The sequence below is a fragment of the Thalassospira profundimaris WP0211 genome (assembly GCF_000300275.1).
Taxonomy (GTDB): Bacteria; Pseudomonadota; Alphaproteobacteria; order Rhodospirillales; family Thalassospiraceae; genus Thalassospira; species Thalassospira profundimaris.
This window is the reverse complement of sequence record NZ_AMRN01000006.1, coordinates 204,812-228,771: the sequence shown is the minus strand read 5'-3', so window position 1 is coordinate 228,771 and position 23,960 is coordinate 204,812. Positions and strand designations below refer to the sequence as shown.

Annotated in this window: 26 protein-coding genes, 2 tRNA genes and 1 riboswitch; of the genes, 13 read left to right on the top strand and 15 right to left on the bottom strand. The window is 54.9% G+C overall.

Annotated elements, in window-relative coordinates:
* The first annotated feature begins 1 nt into the window (after position 1).
* A complete protein-coding gene (locus TH2_RS13100) occupies positions 2-826 on the top strand; it encodes an MBL fold metallo-hydrolase (protein ID WP_008890914.1) in 825 nt (274 codons plus the stop codon).
* Positions 827-857: 31 nt separating this feature from the next.
* Here the strand turns inward: TH2_RS13100 and TH2_RS13095 are convergent, their stop codons facing one another.
* The 3 genes from TH2_RS13095 to TH2_RS13085 all read right to left on the bottom strand — a co-directional run bounded on the left by TH2_RS13095 (position 858) and on the right by TH2_RS13085 (position 4,365).
* The gene (locus TH2_RS13095) at positions 858-1,550 is read right to left on the bottom strand and encodes an OmpA/MotB family protein (protein WP_008890913.1); all 693 of its coding nucleotides are present in this window, start codon (positions 1,548-1,550) and stop codon (positions 858-860) included.
* A gap of 11 nt (positions 1,551-1,561) precedes the next feature.
* A complete protein-coding gene (locus TH2_RS13090; RefSeq protein WP_008890912.1) occupies positions 1,562-2,356 on the bottom strand; it encodes a motility protein A in 795 nt (264 codons plus the stop codon).
* 296 nt (positions 2,357-2,652) lie between these two features.
* Positions 2,653-4,365: a methyl-accepting chemotaxis protein gene (locus tag TH2_RS13085; RefSeq protein ID WP_008890911.1), complete on the bottom strand. Its 1,713-nt coding sequence runs from the start codon at positions 4,363-4,365 to the stop codon at positions 2,653-2,655.
* A gap of 247 nt (positions 4,366-4,612) precedes the next feature.
* On the opposite strand from TH2_RS13085, the gene TH2_RS13080 reads away from it, so the two are divergent.
* From TH2_RS13080 to TH2_RS13055, 5 genes are all read left to right on the top strand, one after another.
* Positions 4,613-4,879, top strand: coding sequence for a hypothetical protein (locus TH2_RS13080; protein WP_008890910.1), 267 nt, complete (start codon positions 4,613-4,615; stop codon positions 4,877-4,879).
* Positions 4,880-5,209: 330 nt separating this feature from the next.
* Positions 5,210-5,443: a hypothetical protein gene (locus TH2_RS13070; protein ID WP_008890909.1), complete on the top strand. Its 234-nt coding sequence runs from the start codon at positions 5,210-5,212 to the stop codon at positions 5,441-5,443.
* Positions 5,444-5,604: 161 nt separating this feature from the next.
* Complete coding sequence (locus tag TH2_RS13065) at positions 5,605-6,132, top strand: adenine phosphoribosyltransferase (RefSeq protein ID WP_008890908.1); 528 nt, start codon at positions 5,605-5,607, stop codon at positions 6,130-6,132.
* 127 nt (positions 6,133-6,259) lie between these two features.
* Positions 6,260-6,706, top strand: coding sequence for a hypothetical protein (locus TH2_RS13060; protein WP_008890907.1), 447 nt, complete (start codon positions 6,260-6,262; stop codon positions 6,704-6,706).
* Positions 6,707-6,828: 122 nt separating this feature from the next.
* Complete coding sequence (locus TH2_RS13055) at positions 6,829-7,389, top strand: Panacea domain-containing protein (RefSeq protein ID WP_008890906.1); 561 nt, start codon at positions 6,829-6,831, stop codon at positions 7,387-7,389.
* A 30-nt stretch (positions 7,390-7,419) separates the two neighbouring features.
* On the opposite strand, the gene TH2_RS13050 is transcribed toward TH2_RS13055, so the two are convergent.
* Entirely contained in the window at positions 7,420-8,469 is a 1,050-nt protein-coding gene (locus TH2_RS13050) for a ChaN family lipoprotein (RefSeq protein ID WP_008890905.1), read from the bottom strand.
* A gap of 35 nt (positions 8,470-8,504) precedes the next feature.
* Positions 8,505-9,659 carry a trans-sulfuration enzyme family protein gene (locus tag TH2_RS13045; protein WP_040823911.1) on the bottom strand — a complete coding sequence of 385 codons (1,155 nt, stop codon included), beginning with the start codon at positions 9,657-9,659 and terminating at the stop codon, positions 8,505-8,507.
* Positions 9,660-9,761: 102 nt separating this feature from the next.
* Here TH2_RS13045 and TH2_RS13040 point away from each other — a divergent pair, with 102 nt between their 5' ends.
* Positions 9,762-11,075, top strand: coding sequence for an NAD(P)/FAD-dependent oxidoreductase (locus TH2_RS13040; RefSeq protein WP_008890903.1), 1,314 nt, complete (start codon positions 9,762-9,764; stop codon positions 11,073-11,075).
* A gap of 35 nt (positions 11,076-11,110) precedes the next feature.
* Here the strand turns inward: TH2_RS13040 and TH2_RS13035 are convergent, their stop codons facing one another.
* The 6 genes from TH2_RS13035 to TH2_RS13010 form a co-directional block, all read right to left on the bottom strand.
* Positions 11,111-11,962 carry an EamA family transporter gene (locus TH2_RS13035; protein WP_040823779.1) on the bottom strand — a complete coding sequence of 284 codons (852 nt, stop codon included), beginning with the start codon at positions 11,960-11,962 and terminating at the stop codon, positions 11,111-11,113.
* Between the two features lie 91 nt (positions 11,963-12,053).
* Positions 12,054-13,106, bottom strand: a complete 1,053-nt coding sequence (locus tag TH2_RS13030; protein ID WP_157194098.1) for an MBL fold metallo-hydrolase — start codon at positions 13,104-13,106, stop codon at positions 12,054-12,056.
* A gap of 210 nt (positions 13,107-13,316) precedes the next feature.
* On the bottom strand, positions 13,317-14,270 hold the full coding sequence (locus tag TH2_RS13025; protein WP_008890900.1) for an ABC transporter substrate-binding protein: 954 nt from the start codon (positions 14,268-14,270) through the stop codon (positions 13,317-13,319).
* 78 nt (positions 14,271-14,348) lie between these two features.
* On the bottom strand, positions 14,349-15,161 hold the full coding sequence (locus TH2_RS13020) for an ABC transporter permease (RefSeq protein WP_008890899.1): 813 nt from the start codon (positions 15,159-15,161) through the stop codon (positions 14,349-14,351).
* Complete coding sequence (locus TH2_RS13015) at positions 15,158-15,943, bottom strand: ABC transporter ATP-binding protein (RefSeq protein WP_008890898.1); 786 nt, start codon at positions 15,941-15,943, stop codon at positions 15,158-15,160. The genes TH2_RS13020 and TH2_RS13015 overlap by 4 nt, the downstream gene beginning before the upstream one ends.
* A riboswitch (TPP riboswitch) is annotated at positions 15,934-16,045 on the bottom strand. (Overlaps the previous gene by 10 nt.)
* A 69-nt stretch (positions 16,046-16,114) precedes the next feature.
* Positions 16,115-17,470, bottom strand: coding sequence for a CoA transferase (locus TH2_RS13010; RefSeq protein ID WP_008890897.1), 1,356 nt, complete (start codon positions 17,468-17,470; stop codon positions 16,115-16,117).
* A 93-nt stretch (positions 17,471-17,563) separates the two neighbouring features.
* On the opposite strand from TH2_RS13010, the gene TH2_RS13005 reads away from it, so the two are divergent.
* A complete protein-coding gene (locus TH2_RS13005; RefSeq protein WP_008890896.1) occupies positions 17,564-18,694 on the top strand; it encodes a citrate/2-methylcitrate synthase in 1,131 nt (376 codons plus the stop codon).
* A 100-nt stretch (positions 18,695-18,794) separates the two neighbouring features.
* Here the strand turns inward: TH2_RS13005 and TH2_RS13000 are convergent, their stop codons facing one another.
* Entirely contained in the window at positions 18,795-19,907 is a 1,113-nt protein-coding gene (locus tag TH2_RS13000) for an alpha/beta hydrolase family protein (protein WP_008890895.1), read from the bottom strand.
* A gap of 151 nt (positions 19,908-20,058) precedes the next feature.
* Here TH2_RS13000 and TH2_RS12995 point away from each other — a divergent pair, with 151 nt between their 5' ends.
* The 5 genes from TH2_RS12995 (at position 20,059) to TH2_RS12975 (ending at position 22,612) form a co-directional block, all read left to right on the top strand.
* The gene (locus TH2_RS12995) at positions 20,059-21,273 is read left to right on the top strand and encodes an acetoin utilization protein AcuC (RefSeq protein ID WP_008890894.1); all 1,215 of its coding nucleotides are present in this window, start codon (positions 20,059-20,061) and stop codon (positions 21,271-21,273) included.
* Positions 21,270-21,716 (top strand): DUF192 domain-containing protein, encoded by a 447-nt coding sequence (locus TH2_RS12990; protein ID WP_008890893.1) that lies wholly within the window; start codon positions 21,270-21,272, stop codon positions 21,714-21,716. The genes TH2_RS12995 and TH2_RS12990 overlap by 4 nt, the downstream gene beginning before the upstream one ends.
* Positions 21,717-21,878: 162 nt before the next feature.
* Positions 21,879-21,955: transfer RNA gene (locus TH2_RS12985), tRNA-Pro, on the top strand.
* Between the two features lie 144 nt (positions 21,956-22,099).
* On the top strand, positions 22,100-22,393 hold the full coding sequence (locus TH2_RS12980; RefSeq protein ID WP_008890892.1) for an ETC complex I subunit: 294 nt from the start codon (positions 22,100-22,102) through the stop codon (positions 22,391-22,393).
* A gap of 142 nt (positions 22,394-22,535) precedes the next feature.
* Positions 22,536-22,612: transfer RNA gene (locus TH2_RS12975), tRNA-Arg, on the top strand.
* 6 nt (positions 22,613-22,618) lie between these two features.
* On the opposite strand, the gene TH2_RS12970 is transcribed toward TH2_RS12975, so the two are convergent.
* From TH2_RS12970 to TH2_RS12960, 3 genes are read right to left on the bottom strand one after another with little or no spacing between them, the layout of a single operon-like run.
* Complete coding sequence (locus tag TH2_RS12970; RefSeq protein WP_008890891.1) at positions 22,619-23,281, bottom strand: hypothetical protein; 663 nt, start codon at positions 23,279-23,281, stop codon at positions 22,619-22,621.
* Complete coding sequence (locus TH2_RS12965; protein ID WP_008890890.1) at positions 23,281-23,604, bottom strand: HigA family addiction module antitoxin; 324 nt, start codon at positions 23,602-23,604, stop codon at positions 23,281-23,283. The genes TH2_RS12970 and TH2_RS12965 overlap by 1 nt, the downstream gene beginning before the upstream one ends.
* Entirely contained in the window at positions 23,604-23,882 is a 279-nt protein-coding gene (locus tag TH2_RS12960) for a type II toxin-antitoxin system RelE/ParE family toxin (RefSeq protein WP_008890889.1), read from the bottom strand. The genes TH2_RS12965 and TH2_RS12960 overlap by 1 nt, the downstream gene beginning before the upstream one ends.
* Positions 23,883-23,960: the final 78 nt, after the last annotated feature.

The window sequence follows — 23,960 nt, the reverse complement described above, 5'->3', positions numbered from 1 at the left end:
AATGGCGATTGAGGTTAAATTCTGGGGCGTTCGTGGAAGCATTGCATGCCCGTCACCTGACCATGTTGTTTATGGTGGCAATACCAGTTGCATTGAAATGCGTGTCGGTGACGAGGTCCTGATCTTTGATGCCGGGACCGGGATCCGCAATCTGGGCAAGGATTTGATCCGGCGCAATGTCACTCATGCCCATATCTTCCTGACCCATACACACTGGGATCATATCAACGGATTTCCGTTCTTTGTGCCGGCCTATAACCCCAACGCGTCCTTCCGGGTCATGGCGGGGCATCTGACCCATCAGGGCGGGGTGGAACGCGTGTTTTCGGCGCAAATGGCCGACCCGACATTTCCCGTGCCGCTGTCTGCCATGCAATCAAAGCTGACATTTGAGGATTTCAGTGTCGGGGATGAATTGCACCCCGCCGACGGTATCGTGATCAAGACGGCACCTTTGCGTCATCCCAACGGGGCGACGGCATTTCGTGTCGAGTATGATGGCAATGCGGTGTGTTATGTGACCGATACCGAACATGATCCGGAAACCCCGGACCCGATCATTCTTGATTTCATCGAAGATGCCGATCTGGTGATTTACGATTGCACCTACACCGACGAAGAATTTCCGCAGAAAGTCGGGTGGGGGCACTCGACATGGCAGGAAGGCATTCGCCTGTGTAGGGCTGCCAATGCTAAGCAACTGGCACTGTTCCATCACGATCCGGAACATGATGATGCGGCAATGACCGTTATCGAGCAAAAGGCTCGCGCCACCTGGTCAGGTGCCTTTGCCGCCCGCGATGAAATGGTGTTGCACATCGAATAGCGGTGCCAGTTTCCGGACCTGAACTTCGGCCTCAAAACACGCGCGAGTATTTTGGGAAGACACGGATTTCAATCCGGCGGTTGGCTTCGCGGTTCTCCGGAATCGGTTCGCCGAAATCATTGCGGTTTGGTAATTTCGGTTTGGTATCGCCGTAAGAAATGGCGCGCATGCGTTTGCTGTCGGGATCAACGCCAAGGGCGGCAAAGAACCGGACAACTGCGATGGCACGACCCGCCGCCAGATCCCAGTTTGTCGGGAACCGCGGTGAATTGATCGGGCTATCGTCGGTATGACCGGAAACTTCGACCTGAAAACCGAGATAGCGCGGTTCTTTCAGAAGATCCCCGACATCCTTGAGAAACAGGACAGCATCATTGGTCAGGTTAGCCGACCCCGGTTGGAAGAACGACGCGCTGCCCATTTCCATCAGGATGCCTTCGTCATCGGTCGACACATTGACAGCACTGTCCAGCGCCATGTTGAAAACGACATCGCGCAGATCTGTCTCAAGCACCTGTGTCGGGCGGACGACTTCGCGTTTGCCAATCTGTTCGGCAATGCCGGCCTGGACCTTTTCAAACATCGGAATTTCGACCTTGGAAAAGCTGACCAGCATGACGAAAAACGCCATCAAAAGGGTGATGGCATCGGCATAGGTCGCAAGCCAATCCTCATTGAGCGGTTCTTCTTCCTTGAATTGCAGACGCCTTTTGCCGCGGGCCATGATCGATCCCCTTACTTCGACGACTTGTCGATATTGAAATGAATGGCCGGATCAAGGAAGGAATTCATCCTGTCCTGTATGGCGCGCGGACCTTTGCGATCAGCCAGCATGATCAGGCCTTCAGCGATCAGGTAGTTGCGAAACCGCATGATTTCCTCGCGCTGCTGGATTTTGCTGGCCGCTGGCAGGAAAAAGAACCGGGCGGCAACAATGCCATACAATGTCGTAATCAGCGCAATCGCAAGACCGGCCCCCAACGAGGTTGGATCATCGGCCATTTTATCAAGCATGATGACAAGGCCGACCAGTGTCCCGATCATGCCAAAGGCCGGGGCGGCGGCGGCCATGCTCTTAAGGATAGCAACCGGTACCAGGTTGCGGCTAAAGGCGTTATCGATGGCATTGTGAAGCATCTCGGCGGTTTCCTCGCCATCATAGCCGGTGATGACGACCTCCATCGCCCAGCCAAGAAACGGTTCGTCCTTGCCGACCCGTTCGGCTTCCTGTTCAAGCGCGTTGATGCCCTTTTTCTGCAACAGATAGCCCCATTTCACCACACGGCCGACTTCGCCGGTCAGTTGGCCACGGCCCATTTGCGGGGCGCGGAAAATCTTGAAAATCAGTCTGAGCGCCAGCAGCACATAGCGCGCCTCATAGGCAATAAATGTCGCGGCCAGCGTCCCGCCAACCACCATCAGTGCACTCGAAAGGCTTAAGAATACCAGATAGTTATCGGTCGAAATAAAGATCGACCCGACAAACAGGCCAAGGCCGACCATAATGCCTAAAATCGTCGTAAACGACATTGTCCCCACAATCTCCCGGGTCGTCGACATGGCGCTTTTCTGTGTCAAAGACACCAGACATTAGAAAAAAGAATATTATTATTTTACGTAAGAATAGGCCCGCGTTTCGTTGTTTTGAAGTTAATTTTATTCAATTCAAAGTCGATAATGTCGGCCGGGGGCAGATGCAGGGGGCGTGATCAGTGCAACTTCTGGCATAAGTTCGGTGCAGCCGATGGTTGCCAAAAACAAAACCGGCGGCAAAACAACTGTCTTGCCGCCGGTCAATGGTGAACGATTTCAGCGCAGGTTTGTGCCTAGCTGCTGCGGATGTCGGCAAGGAACTGATCGACCTGCGCACGCAGATCGTTGGAAAGCGTCGCAAGTTCTTCGGCAACATCAAGAACCAGATGGGCAGCCTGATCGGTATCGGCGACCGTGTTGCTGACCCGTTCGATATTGCTGCTGACTTCCTGGGTGCCGATGGCAGCCTGTTCGACATTTTGTGCGATCTCGTCGGTGGCATCGGATTGTTCGCCAACCGCGGCCGAGATGGTGTTGACCATTTCGGTGATGCGGCTGATCACATCCGAAATATCCCCGATCGAGCTTACCGTTTTGCCGGTTTCTTCCTGAATGGCCGTGATCTGTTCGGCAATTTCGTTGGTTGCGCGGGCCGTCTGGTTGGCAAGGTTTTTGACCTCTGCCGCGACCACAGCAAAACCTTTGCCTGCTTCGCCTGCGCGGGCGGCCTCGATGGTGGCATTGAGGGCCAGAAGGTTGGTCTGGCCGGCAATGTCACTGATCAGCTCGACAATTTCACCAATGCGGTTGGCAACTTCCGACAGACCCTGAACGGTTTCGGACGACTGGGCGGCTTCGCGCGATGCCTCGGCGGCAATCTGGGTTGATTGCTGTGCCTGTTCCCCGATCTGGGAAATGGATTCAGACAGATGGTCGGCGGCATCGGCCACAGTACGGACATTGACGGTCGCTTGTTCGGAAGCGGCAGCAACTGTGGTTGCACTTTTGCTGGCCCGGTCGGCTGAGTCGACAAGGCCGCGTGCCGTGGTCTGCATGCGTTCGGCCGAGGCCGAGACTGCACCAACGATTTGCGCAATAACGCCTTCGAAACTGCCGATATGGCGTTCAAGGCTTTGCATGCGTTCTTCACGGCGGCGGGATTCTTCTTTTTGTTCGGCTTCCATCTGTTTTTTGGCAATCGCATTGGTGCGGAAGACATCAACCGATTTCGCCATTTCGCCGATTTCATCTTGGCGCGACAGGGCGTTGATTTCAAAGTTGGTGTTGCCGTCGGCAAGGGCATTCATGTCATTGCCCAGATCAGAAAGCGGACCGGTGACAATGCGCGACAGCAGCACCCGCATACCAATGATGGTGGCAATCGCGATCGCCAGACCACCCAGAACAATACCGATCAGGATACGGTTGGTTTTTTCCTGTTCGGGCGCAACGGAAAGGCTTGAGGACAGAACGGCAATTACGTCACCGGTGTCGGCCTCCATCGCGCCATGGCAGCTAAAGCAAACTTCGCGATCCGCACCCTTGGTTTTACCCAGCACAATCGGCATCGACAGGCGATAGGTGCCATTATCGGTATAGCGACCAATCATCTTGCCGGTTTCGATGGCCTCGATATCAAGCTCGTCGCGCGGGGTTTTAAGCGGCTTCTCGCCGAATTCTTCCATATAAGCCATGGTGGTCGGTCCCCATGCGGACCAGAGTTCGCCCGGATAATCACCGTTGCGGCTGTCAAACCAGTTGTTGAAAACCTGAATGCCGATATCGTCGACATCATCGGGGCGGGCGGCCATCACGTTGACAATCAGCGCATGCAGCGACGTCAGCTCGTTTTCACTAAGCTGATGAAGCTTTTCATCCATGGCTTTTTCCTCGACCACGGTCATCATCAAAAGCGCAATAATCACAGTGGTAGAGACGCCAAATGCGGACGCCCACATAAAGCGTTTGCGAATGCTCATGGCGTTGAAGGCAGACAGGATGCGCATGGTAACTCCCCGATGGCATAGGCTTCAATAAACCCGACGGAACAGGATGTTTTTTGTTCTGTTTCGCGGGCTTGTGAACCATGCATGATCGCGGAAAAAGTGCTTTGATATGCCTCAAGCGGGGCGAATTGAATTGGTATAGTTCGTAACGCCAAACGGGCTGTTTTCAACGTTGCGGGGCTTGCAAGCCCAACGACAAACAGGCATAAGCAGCCCAACAAACACATTCGGTACACAGGACAATCTGATGACGCTTTCCTATAGCGACACCCGCAAGAAGCTTGATCAGATCACCGCAGAAATGCTGGGACTGATCCGCAAATACGGTCTGGATGCGGCAAGCCCGTTTGACGTGATCGAAGTCGCGCGCGCAAAGATCACCGACCAGAACGATTACATCCGTTTTCTGGAGCTGTCGCTTGAGGGCCGGATATACGGTGAATATGGCGACGCCCTGCAAAAGCAGATCGACGAAGAAGCCAAACAGGCCGAAGCGGCCAAAAAACTGAACTAGCGTTCTGAGCCTAGCGTTCTGGGCGCGTCGTTTGCGCATTGATCGAATTTATTTCCGGCCTGTCTTCTGTTTTGAAGACGGGCCGTTTTTATATGGCTGGTAAGCCGCAAACTGGCACAAATCTTCTAACCTCAGGAAAGGCTGATTTTGCGGCATCGGAAGAATTGGGCAAACTGTCACAAATTCTTCCTGATCTTGTCACCGTGCTGCAGTTGAGCGGCCATGAAGTTAGGACTATATGGCTTCTGTAAACGCCGCATCACAAAAATCGATGCGACAAAATTCGATGGGCAAAACCGTCGAAAACCAACGAGCAACAGGATGACTGACATGAAAAAGAGTTACGTCCAGACTCTGATGGAAGTCGAAAAAGTATTCGGTCAGATCAATGACCATGATTATCGCCTTTACCGGGCCGTTTGGGGCAATCGTCAGGCGGCGCAAACGGGCTTGCCGCGTGGAACACGCGCAGAAATCAGCAAGAAGCTCGCCAATGACTTTGTTGCGGCGGTACCGTCTGTCGCACATATCAACCCGCGTCTGTCCACACCGCACGCGGCTTGACGCGCTTTAAAGCTTGGCTCTGGCAAGGTACGGGTGATGGGATGTACCTTGCCAATTCACTCTGTTTCAGGCATCAAGTGACGCCGTATGTGATCTGGCCGTGATAGTCATGGCTTTTGATCTGCGACGTCGTATTTCCTGATATCTGGCCGGAGTATCCCATGTCGATCAAGTCGTTGATTCGTACCATTCCCGATTACCCGAAAAAGGGCATCATGTTTCGGGATATCACGACGCTGTTCGAGGACCCCTATGGTCTCAGCGAAGTGATTGACAGCTTCGCCGCTGAATTCCAGGACAAGAAGATCGACATGATCGCCGGGATCGAAGCGCGTGGCTTTGTCATCGGCCCGGCGGTTGCCGTGGCCCTTGGCGTCGGCTTTGTCACCATCCGCAAGCAGGGCAAGCTTCCGGCTGAAACGGTCGGTGTCGAATATGAACTTGAATATGGCACCGACGTCATCGAAATCCACAAGGATGCCGTCAAACCGGGCAGTCGCGTTCTGATCATGGATGATCTGATTGCAACCGGTGGCACCGCCCTTGCCGCGATTGATCTGGTCGAAAAGATCGGGGCAGAGGTCGCGGGTTGCGCCTTCATCATTGATCTGCCGGATCTTGGCGGGGCGCAGAAAATCCGCGATCGTGGTATCGAAGAATTCCACTTGGTCGAATTCGAAGGCGATTAAGACGCCGAGAAACTTGGGTGAGTGGCAGGAATTGCGAATTTCCTGCCGTATCACTATATATTCATGTATAATGCATGGGTTGAATTAGGTCTTAGCCCATATTGGTCTTTCGCCAAGGCAGAGGAACATGATCGCACCGGTCCAAAACGCACAGACAGTTTCACAGGTTGGCCAGTATGGCCGACTTGCGCCTGCTGGTGCGCGCGGTGTGGCAACAGCCGACCGGGACAATCAGGTTGAGGCATCGTCTCAGAACTATACCTATGACCCCGATGATGACGGTATTCTGTTTAATGCCTATGTCGATGGCAAAAACAAACGTCAATCGGGGCAGGGCAATCCCGGCGAACAGAAAGACCAGCGCACCGAACAGCGCAACCTGTCAGCCGCGCGTCGCGCAAGTGATCGCGAGGGGGCTGTCGATATGCCCAGCGAGATTGATTTTGCCAGCCTGCTTGATCCGTCGATCCCGTTTGATCTGTCGGCCAATAGCGGTACATCGTTTTATGCGGTGGTCAATGCAGTGGCCCACGGTGTCGGCGTACGCGGCAAGCATCTGGATGCGACCGTTTAGGCAGGCCTGCCCACAGGCACTTCAAACCACGACGTTCCCCGAAAATTTATAAACCTGATCGGTGATGCTTGTTGGTATCTGCCATAGGTTTTATAATCCTTGGCAACACGTGATCGTATCCCATGACCATCGGGCACAGCATGAAGAACAAGCCGGTTCTCAATACGGTATTTGATGCCGCATTCAGGTTCATTGACCTCGCACTCAATGACAACGAATATCTGCAGCCGCAAAAACTGCATCGTTTGTTGTATCTGGCGCAGGCCTATTACGGCGCGAACTATCACGGCAACATGTTGATGCCCGCCATTTTTGTCGCCGAGGAATTCGGACCGGTCGAACCCAACCTTTATGCCGTGATGGAAGAATCCCGGCCTGATGTGCGGCTGAAATCGGTTGATCCGAAAACCATCCATTTTCTTGAAAGCATCTGGGCGCAGTTCGGTCATCACACGGTCGAACATCTCAGCGTGACCGTGCGCAATCATCCGCCCTTTACCAAGGCTTATAAGGAAGGGATCGGAACGATCATTCCGTTCGACGAACTGGTTGAATTTTATGCCTCGGTCCGCAAAACCGCGACCACGCCCGAGGCCAAGGAAGTCGTGCGCCCGCGCGTCATGCGCTCCCACAAAGGCAAACCGGTTGCGACCACCGACTGGTTGCCGCGCAAGATCAAGTAATCCGAAAAGCTTGGCTGAACGGGTTTTGGGCTATTGCCCCATCCCCAGGTTCTGACAGGGATCGCCACGCGCGATGTCATTGGTAAACCACATGAAATCGATATCGTCGGGCGCGCCAAACCGCATGGCGTAATCCTCGATGCTTGACGCGTCCGGGCCGGGATCATCGGCCTCGATCAGGCTGACGATTGCGATATCGCGTGCCTCAAGTTCCGGTTCATAGCGCTGCAAATGCCAGGGGGTGGCAATGCTGTGGCGGACATGCATGGCGCCTGCAATCAGGAAGGCACCATCAATGCCGTCAATATTTGCCGCATCGCTCATCGCACGCGCAAGCGACGCATCGCGGGCAAACTGAACGGCGGAAAAACCACCCAGCATGCTTTTGGGCAACATGTTGCAGTGCCCCTCAGCGATTTCGACATTGAAGCGATCAAGCATTTCTGTCGGCATATCGGGCAAATCAAGCTTGGCAGCCAGATCATCGGGCAGGGCATCGTTGCCATTGCTGATCATGGATTTAAGCAGATCATCCGGCAGATTGCCCGCCACCATCATCAAACCGTTATCGCGTGCAGCCTGCGCAATCGGCGCGTAGTCATGCCATGACGGCCAACCGCGATCTTCCCACGCCATCGCCGGACCGAGTTCCGAAACCGGAAGCGTCTGCCAGCTGTCTTCAAGCGATGCCTGTTGATCACGGGTAAACATTTCCCAGACAATCGCACGTTCACGCTCATCCGACTTGCTGAGTGCATTGACCAGCTGTGCCTGATGATGGTGATGGATGGGATTGTCGTGCTTTTCACCAATCAGGATATATTTGCGACCTGACAGCCGTTCGACCAGCGTATCAAACATGATGTATTCGCCAGCCACCACGTCAAAAATCAAACCTGGCGCCGGGGGCAGGGCATTGACGTCGGTCAGGCTGCCCTGGGGGGTGTTGCTGTCATGTGCAACCGTCGGGGCCATGGGAAGGATAGTCGATGCCAGCGCAACCACAGAGACACCGACAGTGCGTTTGACGGCACGTGTCCATGATCTGACTGCGATTTGGATCGGCATCGACTTGGGCATCGATCAGTTGATTCCTGATTGAAAACGGATGTGTCTTATTTGCTTAAGCGCAAGGCCGTTTCAAGGTCGTTAACAAGATCACCACAATCTTCGATCCCGACCGAAAGACGCAGAAGGTCTGCCGGTACCGGGCTGGTCGGGCCTTCGACCGAGGATCGATGTTCGATCAGGCTCTCAACCCCGCCAAGTGATGTCGCGCGTTTAAACAGTTTGCACTGGTTGTGGAAATCAACCGCACGCTTTTCACCGCCCTTGACGCGCAACGACAACATCCCGCCAAAACCGCCTGACATCTGCTTTTTGGCAATGTCATGACCAACATGGCTTTCAAGGCCTGGATACTGAACCTGTTCGATTTCCGGGTGGTTTTCGAAATGCTTGGCAATCGCCATGGCATTGGCACTGGCGCGCTCCACACGGATCGAAAGGGTGCGCATGCCACGCAGCAAAAGCCATGTTTCAAACACGCCCAGAACGGCACCGCCCGATGCGTGCTGTTTGCAAACACGCTGCCAGAACTCGCTGTCCTTGGCTGTGGTTAGGGACCCCGCCAAAACGTCACTATGACCGTTCAAATATTTGGTCGCCGAATGCATGACGATATCGGCGCCAAAATCAATCGGACGGGTCAGAAGCGGCGTGGCAACGGTGTTGTCAACAACCACAAAGGCACCAGCGGCCTTGGCCAGTTTGGCAACTGCGGCGATATCGGTGATTTGCCAATCCGGATTGGCCGGGGTTTCAAGCCAGACCAGCTTGGTCTTGCCAGCAACAATGTGCTTGTCCCAATCGGCGATGTCGGCGTTATCGACAAAATCAAAGCTCAGCCCGGCGCGCACACCACTATCAAGCATGAAGCTGCGCAGCGCCCAATACATCACCTTGGGCGCTACAACATGATCACCCGGGTTCAACGCATGCAAAACAGAAACGGCAGCCGCCATGCCCGATGCAAACAGGCGGGTTTCAGAACCGCCTTCAAGTTCGTTCAGGACCGCGCAGGCCTGATCATAGGTCGGGTTGTCCGCACGGGTATAGCAGCGCCCGTCATGATAACTCAGATCTGTGTTGCGTTCGAACGTGGTGGACGGATAAAGCGGCGGTGTGACGGATTTGGTGGCTTCATCGACCCAGCCAAGCGCCTGTGCACTTACGGTGGCGGGGGACTGTTTTTTTGCATGATCAGACATGGTGGCACCTGATTTGGTTGAGATTTGTTGGCGCGCAACATAACGTGGTTCCCGCCACACACCAAATTGAATTGCCACCAAAACCAATCTTTAGGTCCCCACATGACGAATTATCCGAAAATCACCCTGCCCAAGGAATGCGACGTCGTTGTCATCGGCGGCGGAATTCACGGGTCATCAAGCGCCTATTACCTGACCAAGGCCGGCATGAAAGTCGTGCTTCTGGAAAAGGATACCATCGCGTCACACCAGTCCGGTCGTGCCTGGGGCTTTGTCCGCCAGCAGGGGCGTGACCCGGTAGAACTGCCATTGATGATTGAATGCAACAAGATTTGGCAAGGTCTTGAAAAAGAACTAAATGCCGATCTGGAATGGCGCCAGGGCGGGGTGCTGTTTGTTGCCCGTGACGACAAGGAAATGTCGGAATTCGAAGGCTGGATCAACGACACCAAGCACTTTGGCATCGAAACCCGGGTCCTTGACCCCAAGGGGGTGGAAAAACTGACACCGGGGATCACAACACCGGGTGTTGGCGGGATCTACACGCCCTCAGACGGGCAGGCCGAACCGAAAAAGGCTGCCCCGGCAATCGCCAAACGCGCCAGTGAATTGGGTGCTGTGATCGCCGAGGGCTGCGGCGCACTTTCAATTGAAACAGAGGCCGGCGCGATCGGTTCGGTGGTGTCTGAGAAGGGCGAAATCAAATGCAAATACGTCATCTGTGCGGCCGGGGCCGCGACGCATAAGTTTGTCGCCAAGTTCGGGCGGCGTTTGCCGCAGCAAACCACGCGCGGGACGGTGATCCGCACCACACCCGTGCCCGATATCTCGGCGGCGGGCATGCTGGCGGCTGGTCTGGCGTTTCGTCAACGTGCAGATGGGTCGATGAACATCGCCGATGAATTCATGACCGACATTGATTTGACACTGGGCCGGTTCAAGTATGCCCGTGATTTCATGCCGGGACTTTTCGATAACTGGGCGACTTTCAAGTTCCACTTTAACAAGCGGTTCTTTGATGATCTGGTGGATCGTATGCCGGGATCGGATGCATCACGGCAACCCATGATCGGGCGACGCACCAATCAGGCGGAGCCGTATGAGGTGCGGGTTAAAAACGCCATGCGCAACCTGCAAAAGGTCCTGCCACAGATCAAGAAAGTCGGCATTGTCGATACCTGGGCGGGCGACATTGATGTCACCCCGGATGCCGTGCCGGTGATTGATCAGTTCGATAACCCCAAACACTTCTTTGTCGCATCCGGTTTCTCGGGCCATGGCTTTGCCATGGGGCCGGTGGTCGGCAAGGTGCTGGCAGACTGGATCACCACCGGGCAGCCATCCATCACGCTAAAGGGGATGGAGCTTGCCCGGTTCGAAGACGGCACCCGTCGTGTTCCGCGCACACGGGTCTGATCGCGTGTCCTGAAACTGATATTGGGCAGGGGTGGTTATAGGCTGCGTGCCAGACGCAGGATAATCGCCCCGCCCAGTGTCATCATGGTCGAGGACAGCTTCACAAGGTTAAGCTTCTCGCCCATGAAGAACACGCCGATCAAAAGGGCAAAGACAATACCGGTTTCGCGCAGGGCGACGACAAGTGGGATCGGCGCCTGTGTAAAGGCCCACATCACAGTGGCATAGGCCGCAAAGGACGCGGTGCCACCAATCGCAAAGACCTTTTTGCCAGATCGCGCGATATCGGCAAGGATGCGCGGGCGCATGAAGGTCACGATCACGGCAAAGATCACAACGTTGCCAATCGTCTGATAGCTGTAATAGCCAAGCGCCGTTCCGGCCAGCCTTGCACCGGTGCCATCGACCAGTGAATAGCTGCTGATAAAGCAACCGGTGATGATCGCGGCAAGGGCAGCATTGCGGTTACGCATGCCATCGGCTTGTCGCGTGATGCACATGCTGATGATGCCAACCCCGATGATTACAATCGCCAGCCACTCGCTGACATGCAGGGTAACCCCCATGATCAACACGGACACTGCCGCAACAATCAGCGGCGAAGACCCGCGTGCAATCGGATAAACTTGGCTGAGATCGCCCAAACGATACGCCAGGATCAGAAACAACTGATAGCCGATATGAAGTCCAAGCGAAGTCAGCAGATAAGGCCAGCTTTCGGGGGCAGGAAGCTCAACAAACGGCAACAGGGTCAGAACAATCGGCGTATGACCCAGCACGATTGCCGTCATGTTCATCAATTTGTCCGAGCCACCCTTGACCAGTGCATTCCACATGGCATGCATCAGGGCAGCGCCCATTACGGCAAGAAAGACAGTCAAACTCATGGCGGGGCGACCAATGTTACGGTTTTGTGACGTAATCATTGATGCTTAGCATGCAGTTTGAAAAACCACCAAACCGAACTTGAAAGGGCAGCTATGAGCCAGACTCCGTATGCTCGACCTTTTGCGTGGTTGTCGATGCGGGTGCGGCTTTGCCATCAAAGAACCGGGTCGCCCCGATTGGCGGGGCAACGAAATCGCCATCTGCAATCCCGCTATCCTTACGGGCCGCCGCTAACCGGACCGGCGGCTCATCCACCGGCTCAGCCGTCAGGACAAACGTCCCCCAATGAATGGCAAGCGCCTGTTTGACTCCCATTTTCTGCATGATTTGAATGGCTTCTTCGGGGTTGCAGTGCGCATTACGCATGAAGTCGCGCGGGTCATAGGCCCCGATGGGGATCAGGCCAAAATCGATCCCGCCATGGATCGCGCCCATTTCGGTAAACAAGGCTTCGTTCCAGCCGGTATCGCCAACAAAATAGAACCGGTAGCCGTCAGCGAACTCAAGAATATAGCCACCCCACAGCATTTCCTTGCGGTCCTTGGTGGTGCGGCTTGACCAGTGATTTGATGGCACATGGGTGATTTTCAGATCATCGTGATGATGGCTTTCATCCCAATCCAGTTCGGTATACCGATCCGCCTTAATGCCGGCCTTTTCCAGAAGTGCACCATTCTTCAGCGGCAAGACATAGCACGGCGCGTTGCCAAGCTGCGTCAGGCTGGCCAGGTCGAAATGGTCATAGTGATTATGTGACAGCAACACCAGATCAAGCTTGGGCAACTGATCGATGGCAAGGCCCGGTCGGGTATAGCGTTTTGGTCCAACACGTTTGAACGGCGACGCGCGGTCGGAAAACACCGGATCGGTCAGGATATTAAGCCCGCCATATTGCACCAGCACCGTGGCATGCCCGACCCATGTGACTTGCAGGCGTTTTGGGTCCGGGTTGTGGATGGCATTATGATCAGGTGTTTCGCTGGGGATTTTACCGATCTGATGTTTGGCCTTCGGCCAGTTATCATCACCGAAATAGCGCCGCTTTAAGAAATGCCAGAACGACCGTTTGACCGGATCGGGCAGGGGGTGACGGTTTTCAAAGCCGCTATCGGTGTGATGGGCTGGTTTTGTTTGCTGCTGCACTTTTGGGTCCTGATCCGGTTTGCTTATGATCGCCATTCTGCATTTTGCGCGGGTGACCATAAGGTAACTGGGAATTTGACCTGCGCAAGCGAAAGGCCGGAACGCGGGACACACATTCCGGCCTTTCTTGGTGGTCTGCCCATGCGGGGTGCAGACCAATGCTTTCGCAGTTGCTGGGGCGAGCGTTGCGAAAGCAGGGGGGACTGAATTTTATTCGATCACGGTCGCATAGGTCTCAAGCGCCGGGCTTTCGGTGATCAGGCCCTGTTTGACCATGTAATCGGCAAAGCGGGCATAACGCGCCTTATCAAGGGCGGCCGGACGCAGTGCAAAGCGCGGCAGGGTATCGGCCCATGCCTTGATATTGAGTTCATCATCAAGGTTCGGATAGGCGGCAATAAAGGCCTGCCAGCTGTCATCAGGATGGTTGATCAGGTACTGCACGCCTTCTTCAAGGGCGGCCAGCATGCGGGCATAACGCGGATCATCGACCTTGTCGTTGCGCACGGTCAGGATCAGCTCGTCATAAGGCGGAACGCCTTCTTCCTCGACATAAAATGCCTTGCCCGGTTTGCCTTCGATTTCCATCTGGTTGAGCTCGAAATTGCGATAGCCGCCAATGATCGCATCGACCTGGCCGGAATACAGCGACGGCGAGAGCGAGAAGTTCACATTGATCAGTTCGACATCATCGATCGAAACCCCATGATTGCCGAGCATGGTGCCCAGAAGCGCATCCTCAAATCCGGCCAGCGAATAACCGATCTTCTTGCCCTTGAGATCGGCGATTTCCTTGATCGGACCGTCCTCAAGAACGATCAGGCTGTTAAGCGGTGTGGCAACCAGCGTACCGATACGCGTCAGCGGCAGGCCTTCAGAGGCCTGAACATGAAGTTGAGGCTGATAGTTTACGGCAACATCGCCCTGACCGGCGGCAACAAGGCGCGGTGGGGCGGACGGATCGGATGGTTCGATCAGCTCGACATCCAGATCATGATTGGCAAAAAAGCCCTTTTCCTTGGCAACGATCAGCGGTGCGTGATCGGGGTTCACAAACCAGTCAAGAAGAATGACCAGCTTGTCCGCCGCAAATGCGGTTGAAGACGTTCCAAGAACAAGTGCGCCCAGTGCGGTCGCGGTGATCATGGATTTAAGGCGTGACATGGATGAACCTCCGTAAGATGCGCCAAATAAATAGTATGAGGATTTAAATCGCTGCTAAACAGGCAGGCGTGTGGGGTCTTACCGAACCGGTTTCAGACTGTCGGGTTGCCAGGGCAGGGCCGCGCGCAGCACGCGATCGACAATGAAATATTGCGTGATCGAAAACGCGCACAGGATCAGAAGACAGGCAAAAACCATATCGATCTGAACCCGCGCATTGGCATGCAGCATCAGATAACCCAGCCCGTGACTGGACCCGACCCATTCGCCAATCACCGCCCCGATCGGGGCAACGGCGGTGGCAACGCGAAAACCAGATGCAAACGCGGGCAGGGCGGCGGGCAATCGGATATGGGTCAAAAGCCGCCAACGACTGGCTCCCATGGTGCGCGCCAGATCGAGCCAGCCGGTTTCAGTCCGTGACAGGCCGTCAAAGAACGCAACCGTGACCGGGAAGAAAATGATCAGGGCGGCCATGGCGATTTTGGACGCCAGCCCAAAGCCGAGCCAAAGAACCAGAAGCGGGGCCAATGCAAAGAACGGAATGGCCTGCGAAACCAAAAGGATCGGCATCAGCCAGAAACGCACCGGCGAAAACAGCGCCATCGGAATGGCGGCCAGCGTGCCAAGGGCGGCACCGGCAAACAGGCCGATCACGGTTTCTGCGATGGTGTATTTCGCATGATCGAACAGGACGGCATGGCGGGCGATCAGCGTGTGCCAAACATCTGCGGGCGGTGGCAGCATGTATTTCGGTGCACCGGTTACAATCACCAACAATTGCCAGGTGGCAATCAGCGCAATGATAATAATCAGCGGTCGCGCAAGGATCAGCCATCGACGATCCGACAGTGCTTTTCTATTTGTATGAGGATTGTTTTGCGTGCTCATGCCGCGCCCTCCGACCGCTCGGCACCGAGTTGACCGAGCAGTTCGGCCTGCTGTGCCAGGATTTCGGGATCGGCAATGTTGCGCGGGCTTTGGCCCTTGGGCGTGATGGCGTCTTGCAATTGTGTCGGGCTACCGGTCAGGACATGAACCCGATCACCAAGGCGCAATGCCTCAAGCGGGTCGTGGGTCACAAGCAACACCGTCTTGCCCCGAAGTACCTGTGCGGCCAGTTCCTGCAAACGCAGACGATTGAGCGGATCAAGGGCTGAAAACGGCTCGTCCATCAAAACGACCGGGCGATCTTCCATCAATGTGCGGGCAAGGGCCGCACGCTGTTTCATGCCGCCAGACAGTTCAGCCGGGCGCAAGTTTGCCGCGTCACGCAATCCGACTTCGGTCAGTAAATGTGAGGCTTTCTCATAATCGGGTTTTTCGTGGCGTAAAACGGCACCGAGTACGACATTTTCGAGAACACTGCGCCATGGCAAGAGCAGGTCCTGTTGCGCCATATAGGCGACCCGACCGGTAAGCGCGATGTTGTCCGAACAGGTAATGGTACCGCTAACATCGCCTTCGACGAGGCCAGCGAAATAGCGCAAAAGCGTGCTTTTGCCGACACCACTTGGACCGAGCAGGCAGGTAAAGCTGCCCGCCTGTAAGGTCAGGTCGAGATCATGGAAAATATCGACGCCGTTGAAAGCCACGCGGGCCGCACGGAGCGCAATATCAAATCTGGTTGGATTGTCTTGCGCCATCTGGGGCGCGTGTTCTGTGCTGCGCATTCGATCCTTCCTACGCCGGTCTTAACCGGTTCAGGTTCAAAGGGTCGTTCGGCAACACCGAACCTCTCAGCCGATTTACGATCGGCCCCCCCGGAGATCAGGGGACTATGCGCAGACAAATCGCTGCCGTCAAGTTTTGTAACAGTTCTTGGACTTGATCCTGATCACAGCTTACCAGTGCGCAGCATGACGATGCAGCTTTCCCGCCGGATGATGCCAGTAATGTGGTGTTCCTGCGATGTTAACCGGAAAGGCGATGCGTCGGCCTGGGCCCCAGTCTGTGACTTCTGCATGCGGGGCAATATCAGCATCTGTTTCCGCGGCGATCATGCCAATGCAGTCAGGCGTCGCTGTCTTTCTTAACATATGTGCTGTTCGGGCCAATGAGTGGCGGGCGGTTGTGACCTCGCCACGGGTGGCGCGGCGGATCAGGGCGCGAACCGCACTGGCCGCCATCAAATATCCCGTCGCGTGATCAAGGGCCTGTACCGGAAGCGGCAGGGGCTTTTTAGAACCTGAATGTGTCATCCCCCAATCGGCAATGCCGCAGCTCATTTGCACAAGGCTGTCAAACCCGCGGCGTTTGGCCCAGGGCCCGGTCCAGCCATAGGCAGACAACGTCACATCAATCAGTGCTGGGTTAATCGCGCGCAGCGTTTTGGCGTCATACCCCAGTTCGGCCAGGGCATCAGGGCGATAGCCATGCAGCAATATGTCAGCACCGCTAATCAGGTCTTCAAACAGCTTGCGGTCTTCCCGGTCCCGCAGATCAAGTCCCGCGCACCGCTTGCCAAGTGTGACTTCGGGAATGGCCGCACCTTCGTCCCAGCCCGGCGGATCGATGCGCAACACATCCGCACCAAATGCTGCCAGAAAACGCCCGGCGACGGGGCCGGCCAAGATACGGGTCAGATCAAGAACGCGGATGCCACGCAGCGGGCGGGCCGGGTCAATTGACGCGGGGGTGACATTGGTGTTTGCGTGCTGGTCCCAGCAGATCAGTGGATCGGTAGCGATGGATATTCCTTGCGGATGTACCTGCCATTCCTCAAGGCTGTGCATGGTTGCGGCACAGCCATTGGCCGCAACAATTTGGCTTTCAAGCATATCACTTTGCCAATCCCTTACCGCCATCGCCAGATCATCGCGGGTTTCGTGATCGCCCAGAATAGAAAGTGCCGCCGCGCGGTGATGTGGCGCGTTGGTATGTAACCGGATCCAACCGTCACGGGTTGGATAGTCGCCCGCCAGCGGGTCCCAGACGTTTGGCAATGTCCAGCCCTGCGGGCGGATTGTCATATTGAACCATTTCGACGCCAGTCGCTGATCAACCGTTATCGGTGCGTCTGATCCGGTTTCAAGGGCGCGCCAGTTTGAAATCATCGCGGCGGCCATCCCGATACTTGCGCAGGCGAGTTCGGTGACTGCGAAATAGGACGGCAAGGCATCTGTGCCGATGGTCGTGATTGCAGGTGTTTCAGATAGACCAAGGGCATTGGCGATCTGGGGTGTGAACCGGTTGGGCATGATGGCGTTTCCTTTCTCAAGGGGCGGAACCAGGAATGATCAAAGCATCATGCCGGACTGGACAAACCGTCAATCTTGATCAAGATAATCAATATGAAAAAAATCGATGACGGATCATTCTGCACATTGTCGGCAGCAGATGTGTGCGCGCAGGTCGGCATATCGCGCGACACGCTTTACGCCTATGTCAGTCGGGGGATTGTGCGTGCTGTTGCCCATCCGGGTGATGCACGCAAAAGCCTGTATGACCGGCGCGACGTTGCCAAACTGCATGATCGCAAACGACGTGGACGCTCACGGCAATCTGTTGCGGCCTCGACCATTGACTGGGGGGAGCCGATCCTGGTGTCGGGCATTACCCGCATTGCCGATGGGCAATTTTACTATCGCGGTCAAAACGCCGTCGAGCTGTCCCACACCATGACGCTTGAGGATGCGGCCGGTCTTTTGGCCGGACTTCGATGCGATCCTGTGTTGAATGCCATGCCGGACTTTGTTGCGGGCAAACATGATTTGGCGCTTCCGCGTATGGTGGAGATGCTGGCAGAGCTGATGACCGGGTCGCCCCGTGGTGATGGTCGTCCGATCGCCGCACGGATTGTTCGGCTGGGTGCCTTGGCCGCTGCCGGGGTCTCAGACGACGGGAAAAGCCCGATCCATTTGGTCCTGGCAAACGCATGGTCAGACCATGAAAATGCACCGGACTTGTTGCGTCGGGCCCTGGTACTTTGTGCCGATCACGAGCTTAATGCATCGGCCTATGCGGTGCGTGTTGCTGCATCGGCCGGGGCGACCATACCGGCGTCCCTGATGGCGGGGTTGTCGACCCTGTCGGGTACGCGCCATGGCGGCCTGACACCGAGATGTCGGGCGTGGATGGATCAGGTCGAAAAAGCTGGCGGCAAGATTGATCCCGATCATGTGCCGCCGGGGTTTGGTCATCCGCTTTACCCCGATGGCGATCCGCGCACCCGTGCACTCATGCAGGCCTGTGGTCAGACTGGCGATGCGTTCTGGGCACGCATTGCAAATCTGGTCACGCAAAATACCGGGCAGCATCCCAGCCTTGATTTCGGATTGGCCTTGATTGAACGCGAACTTTGTCTGCCGAAGGGGGCGGGACTTGGTATTTTTGCCGTTGGGCGCATGGCAGGCTGGATCGCACATCTTTTTGAACAGCGCAAAAGTGGCAAGATCATTCGGCCACGCGCCAGCGTGTCCTGATGTGATCCAAATTGCGCAGCATAGGTTACATCGGTTCCTTGTGTCATCCGTACGGGATCGAAGCCTCAACCACCCTGTAGTTTGATCTCCGGGCGTCGGGTTAGGGGCGGGTAATCACCTGCTTGATCCAGCCCGCGATCTTGTCAAACGTGCCGGGCGCATAGGCATACCGGCCAAGGGCGACATAAAGCATCTGGCGGGATGTCGGCATTTCACTGCTGAGCTGGTAGTTAAACAAATTGCTTCTAAGCAGCCCGTGCGTGGCATCAGGGATGACAACTACCTCATTTTCAGGATGTCGACCGATCAGGATATCGCGATAGATGTCTGCATCGGATTTTGCATCGACATTCAGATCATCGCGCCCCCACATGGCAAGTGTCGGTGTTTCAAGCTGTGCCAGGTCTGCTATTGCGTCAGATGTGATGTTGCGTTTTACAAATTCGTACCGGTCTGACGCCATCGGCGACGGATCATTGGTGTTTGCAAGGTAGGTTTCGTAACTTGCATCGGGCGCAAAGATCACGCTGTCCCGGACGTGGTTGCGTTCAATTTGACGTTCGATAACTTCTTGTGTTGCACCATCGGCCAAGAGGCGTTGGCGTGTATAAAAATCACCCTGGTCTTGCCAGTTCACCGCCCCGCCTATGATGACATTAAAGGCATTGTCCGGGATCATTCGCGACGCTTTGGGAATCACCCAGCCCGCCTGGGAAAAACCGATAAAGCCGATTTGTTGTCCGCCGTCGGGATGGGCCGTCTTGATTGCGTCATACGCCGCAACGGCTTCGTTAGCGCGGTCATTCATGGATTGCGAAAGCCAGTTTCCCGTGCTTTCGCCCACGCCTGCCTTGTCCCAGCTGTAAATGCCGATCCCGCGATCCAGCAGGGCATTGATCAGGGGTAAATAGCCATCGCCCGCAAAGCGGTCCTGCGGACCATCGCCGTGAACCAGAAGGGCAATCGGGCCTGTATGCTGCGCATCCGGCAAGATCAGGCTGCCAGACAGAACAGCATCACCATGTGCAAAGCTGATCTGTTTGGTCGGGCGGTTGCTGATATCAAAGTCAGACAATCCGACAAGTGCAAGACTTCCGGGAACAGCAACAAGCAGCCCAAACAGAACAATCGCCACCCTGACAAGGCGGCGGTAACGAACGCGGCGGGGTGATGGCACGGCACAGCCTTTCAGGTTGGTGGCAGCAAGGACCATTTGGCAGTGTTCGCAGATTGCGAGAAGTCAGGGTGCCCGTCAATTGCCTTGCAACCGGTTATGTCGATGAAATCAGGTGTTTAGCCCAAAAGCATCCGGATCATAAGTGCAAGGCCCTAGGTCCTGAGCCTAGAATTGCACAAAACAGAACTTGAAAGAGCATCATGAAACGGTCAATGCTTTCGGCACTGCAACCAAATCTGCCTTGCGTGCCATTGTGATCCTTTCTGACGAGATACCTGACCACCGTATTTCCGATCCTGCCCCGCGCATGATCGCGGCCGAGATTTATCGTGGCTCAAGCTATGGTCCCAAACATCCGCTGGCGATCCCGCGTGTGTCGCTGGTGGTCGATATGGTGCATGCGCTGGGCTGGGTGGATGAAACCACCTATCTGACCGGGCCGGTGGCAACACCCGATCAGCTCGCACGGTTCCACGACCCGGATTATATTGCCGCCGTCATGCAGGCCGAGCGCGATCAATCGCTGCCTGATGATCTGATGGAGCGGTTCGGGCTCGGCAAGAATGGTAATCCGATCTATCCGGAAATTTTCCGGCGTCCGGCGACTGCCGCCGGATCATCGGTGATGGCCGCCAACCTGATCAAGGATGGCGGGATCATTCATCATCCGGCAGGGGGCACCCATCACGGTTTGCGCGATCGGGCATCGGGGTTCTGTTACTTCAACGATCCGGTTCTGGGCATTTATGCCTTGCTCGATAGCGGGTTGGACCGGGTGCTTTATGTTGATATCGACGCCCATCACGGCGACGGGGTGCAGATTGCCTTTGCCGAGGATGAGCGCGTTCTGACTGTTTCCATCCATCAGGAAGACCTGTGGCCCAAGACCGGCGCAATTGATGACATTGCAGGCGGTATGGCGCGCAACCTTCCGATGCCGGGCGGCATGCATGATGACGAGATGCGTTTCATCCTTTTTGAATATTTGATTCCGCTTGGATTAAGTTTTGCACCTCAAGCTATTGTTTTACAATGTGGATGTGATACTCTTGCAGAGGATCCACTGTCCAGACAGCTTTTGGGCAATCAGTCGATCTGGGAAGTCGTGTGGGCGATGACCCGATTGGCGCCCCGAAGTCTTGTTCTTGGCGGCGGAGGATATAGTCCATATGGCGTTGCACGCTGTTGGTCCGGGGTGTGGGCAACCATTAACGGGATCGAAATACCTGATGTGTTACCCATCACAGCGGAAAATATCCTGCGTGTCATAAAATGGGCGCATAGTCGTGGAAGACAGCCGGCAAGTGAGTTGTTCACAACGCTTGCGGATCCATGGCGGGGTGGCGCCATCCGGGACGAGGTCCGGGAGCGCGTCAAAAGACTAAGAGGATATGGGGTATGAAGTCGTTCTTTCAGATGGCTTTGGTTGTGTGCTTTGTCAGCGCGGCGGTTGTTGCCGGGCTGAATGCAAAGGCAACCGGTTATGAACGGTCGCGTCTTCTTGTTGATGGCGAAGTGTTCAATGTTGAACTGGCCATCACACCCGAAGAAAGGTCACGCGGCCTGATGTTCCGCACCGAAATGGCTGAAGACGCCGGGATGCTGTTTGATTTCGGCGGACCACGCGACATTTCGATGTGGATGAAAAACACCTTTATCTCGCTTGATATGCTGTTCATCGCGGCCGACGGCACGATTGTCGGCATTGAAAAGCGCACCGTACCGCAATCAGAAACCATCATTCCATCGCCAAGGCCGGTGCGCTTTGTGCTTGAACTCAATGGTGGGTCGTCTGACCGGATGGGGTTTGAGGTTGGTGAAAAGGTCGAAGGACTGCCGCGCTAGGCCACGCCATCGATACGCCACACACTCAATCAGCAATAGCAAGGCCGCAGGTGATATCTGCGGCCTTTGGTTTTTGCGTCGGTTTTTGTGTCATATTTTCGAGAAAAACACGCAATGCGGTCTTGCCCACCCCGCAAGATGGTGCTAAATCCACATCCGCGTCGGGGAGTAGCGCAGTCTGGTAGCGTACCTGCTTTGGGAGCAGGGGGTCGCGAGTTCGAATCTCGCCTTCCCGACCATTTCCCCTTTTATCGTTTTTCGGATGCCCAACGGGATTTCCAAGTCACGATAAAAGGTGTAAAAGATGAACTGATAGCAGGGGTTAGAAAGACCCGTTTAACTGCCATCATCATCTTATCCCGAAGGTCAAGACGAGGGTCCCGATGAAGGTCCGTGTTTACAAACCTGCCAAGAACGCCATGCAGTCCGGTCAGGCTGCGACCAAGCACTGGGTCATGGAATTTGAACCGGGTGCGAAAAAGGTCCCGGATCAGCTGATGGGCTGGATCGGATCGACCGATACCCGTGGTCAGGTCCGCATGTATTTCGAAACCCTCGAAGAAGCGCAGGCCTTTGCCGCCAAGCACAAGCTGATCGCGGACATCGAAATGCCGAAACCGCGCAAACTTCAGCTCAAGGCATATGCCGACAACTTCGCGTTCAAACGCGTCGTCTGATCTGGCTCTCGTCAGCGTATTTGACCAATTCTCGGGGCGGATTTCCGCCCCGTTTCGTCTAACAGGAGACGTTAAAGCCTGTGAAGACAGTCGGGCAGGCGTCCAATGCCATGCCCCGGGGTTCGTAACCACCCCACCCAGCGGTCCCTTAGCTCAACTGGATAGAGCAACAGACTTCTAATCTGTAGGTTGCAGGTTCGAGTCCTGCAGGGATCGCCATTTTTCCTAGATTTTGTGCGGATTTAAGCGTGTTCTCGTTTCGATTAGGCGCTGCCTGTATCGGTCAACCGCGTTTTCAAAGTTGGTGATGTGCATCTCAAATGTTTTCGCTATCAGGGATTCATTGGGGTGCCCAGTGAGGTCATCAAACATCCCCATATAGTCAACTAGTTCTTCAAGTTCAGTTGCGATAGAAGGTGGAACGTCAAGATTTTCATTGATGTGGTGATCGAGATGGTGTCGATACTTCTCGATGGTTCTGAGATTTTGTTTGTTCTCAATTATGCGATTAATATTCTCGCTTTCAGTGATCCCAATTTCATCTTCTTCCGATCTCACTGTGTTTATTGCGATTCTCAAAATTTCTAGGTAACGTCGACTTTCCGCAACAATATCCAAGTAAACAAATATTTCCCTGTCTATTGCCGTTTGTATTGATTGAGTGCGTTGATTTTCTATCATTATACGGGTGGAGGTTATTACAAACAATCCACCTAGCAAGCCAATTGTGCCTGCTAGCACTGTTTCCCAGTTGAATTTATTCCAAGCAAGACAGAGTTTTGTCGATATTGGGGTGCACTGTAGATCAATCCACAATGCAGCACTGACCAGTAAACCTGTTGCAAGCAGTGATACCGGAAGGGGCCACCAGTGCTTTATTTTAGCCATCAGCTTGCTGCGCGCTCCGGTGGATATGTTGTTTGCGGCTGCCAGTTTGCTTCCGCTTGTTCACCATCCCATGCGTCGACCGCTGCCTGCAGGTTGACCCAGAAGGCAGTCGTTGTTCCCAATACTTTGGCAATGCGGGCAGCGAGAGATGCATCAATACGCACATGTCCGTTGATCATGCGGCTTAGATGTTTTTCGCTGATCTCGATATCGCAGGCGAAATCTTTTTGCAGGATTTTACGTGGCATAAGGTAGTGTTCACGCAAGATCTCGCCGGGGGCGGTTGGCCTGCGGTTACGGCGAATAGGGCGGTTCGTATCCATCAGTGATAATCCTCCAAGTCAAGGATCACGATATCCTTGCCATTCCATGTAAAGGTTATGCGCCAGTTTCCCGAAACGCTCATGGCGTATTGTCCGGCCCGTTTGCCGATCAGGGGATGAAATTTCCTGACGCCCATGCAGTCTGCCAAATCTGAAATCGCATCAAGATGATCAAGGATCAGAAGGGAGTTTTTCTGAAACCGTTTGTCGACATGCCGCGATTGGCCCTGTTCAAACAGTTCACGCAATCCTTTGTGTTTAATATCCTTGATTGGCAAATCAGTTCCTTTGTAGGAAGCACTATAAGATTACCAAAATGGTAATCCAAAATGCCGATCCTGTCCAGTTTGATTTAC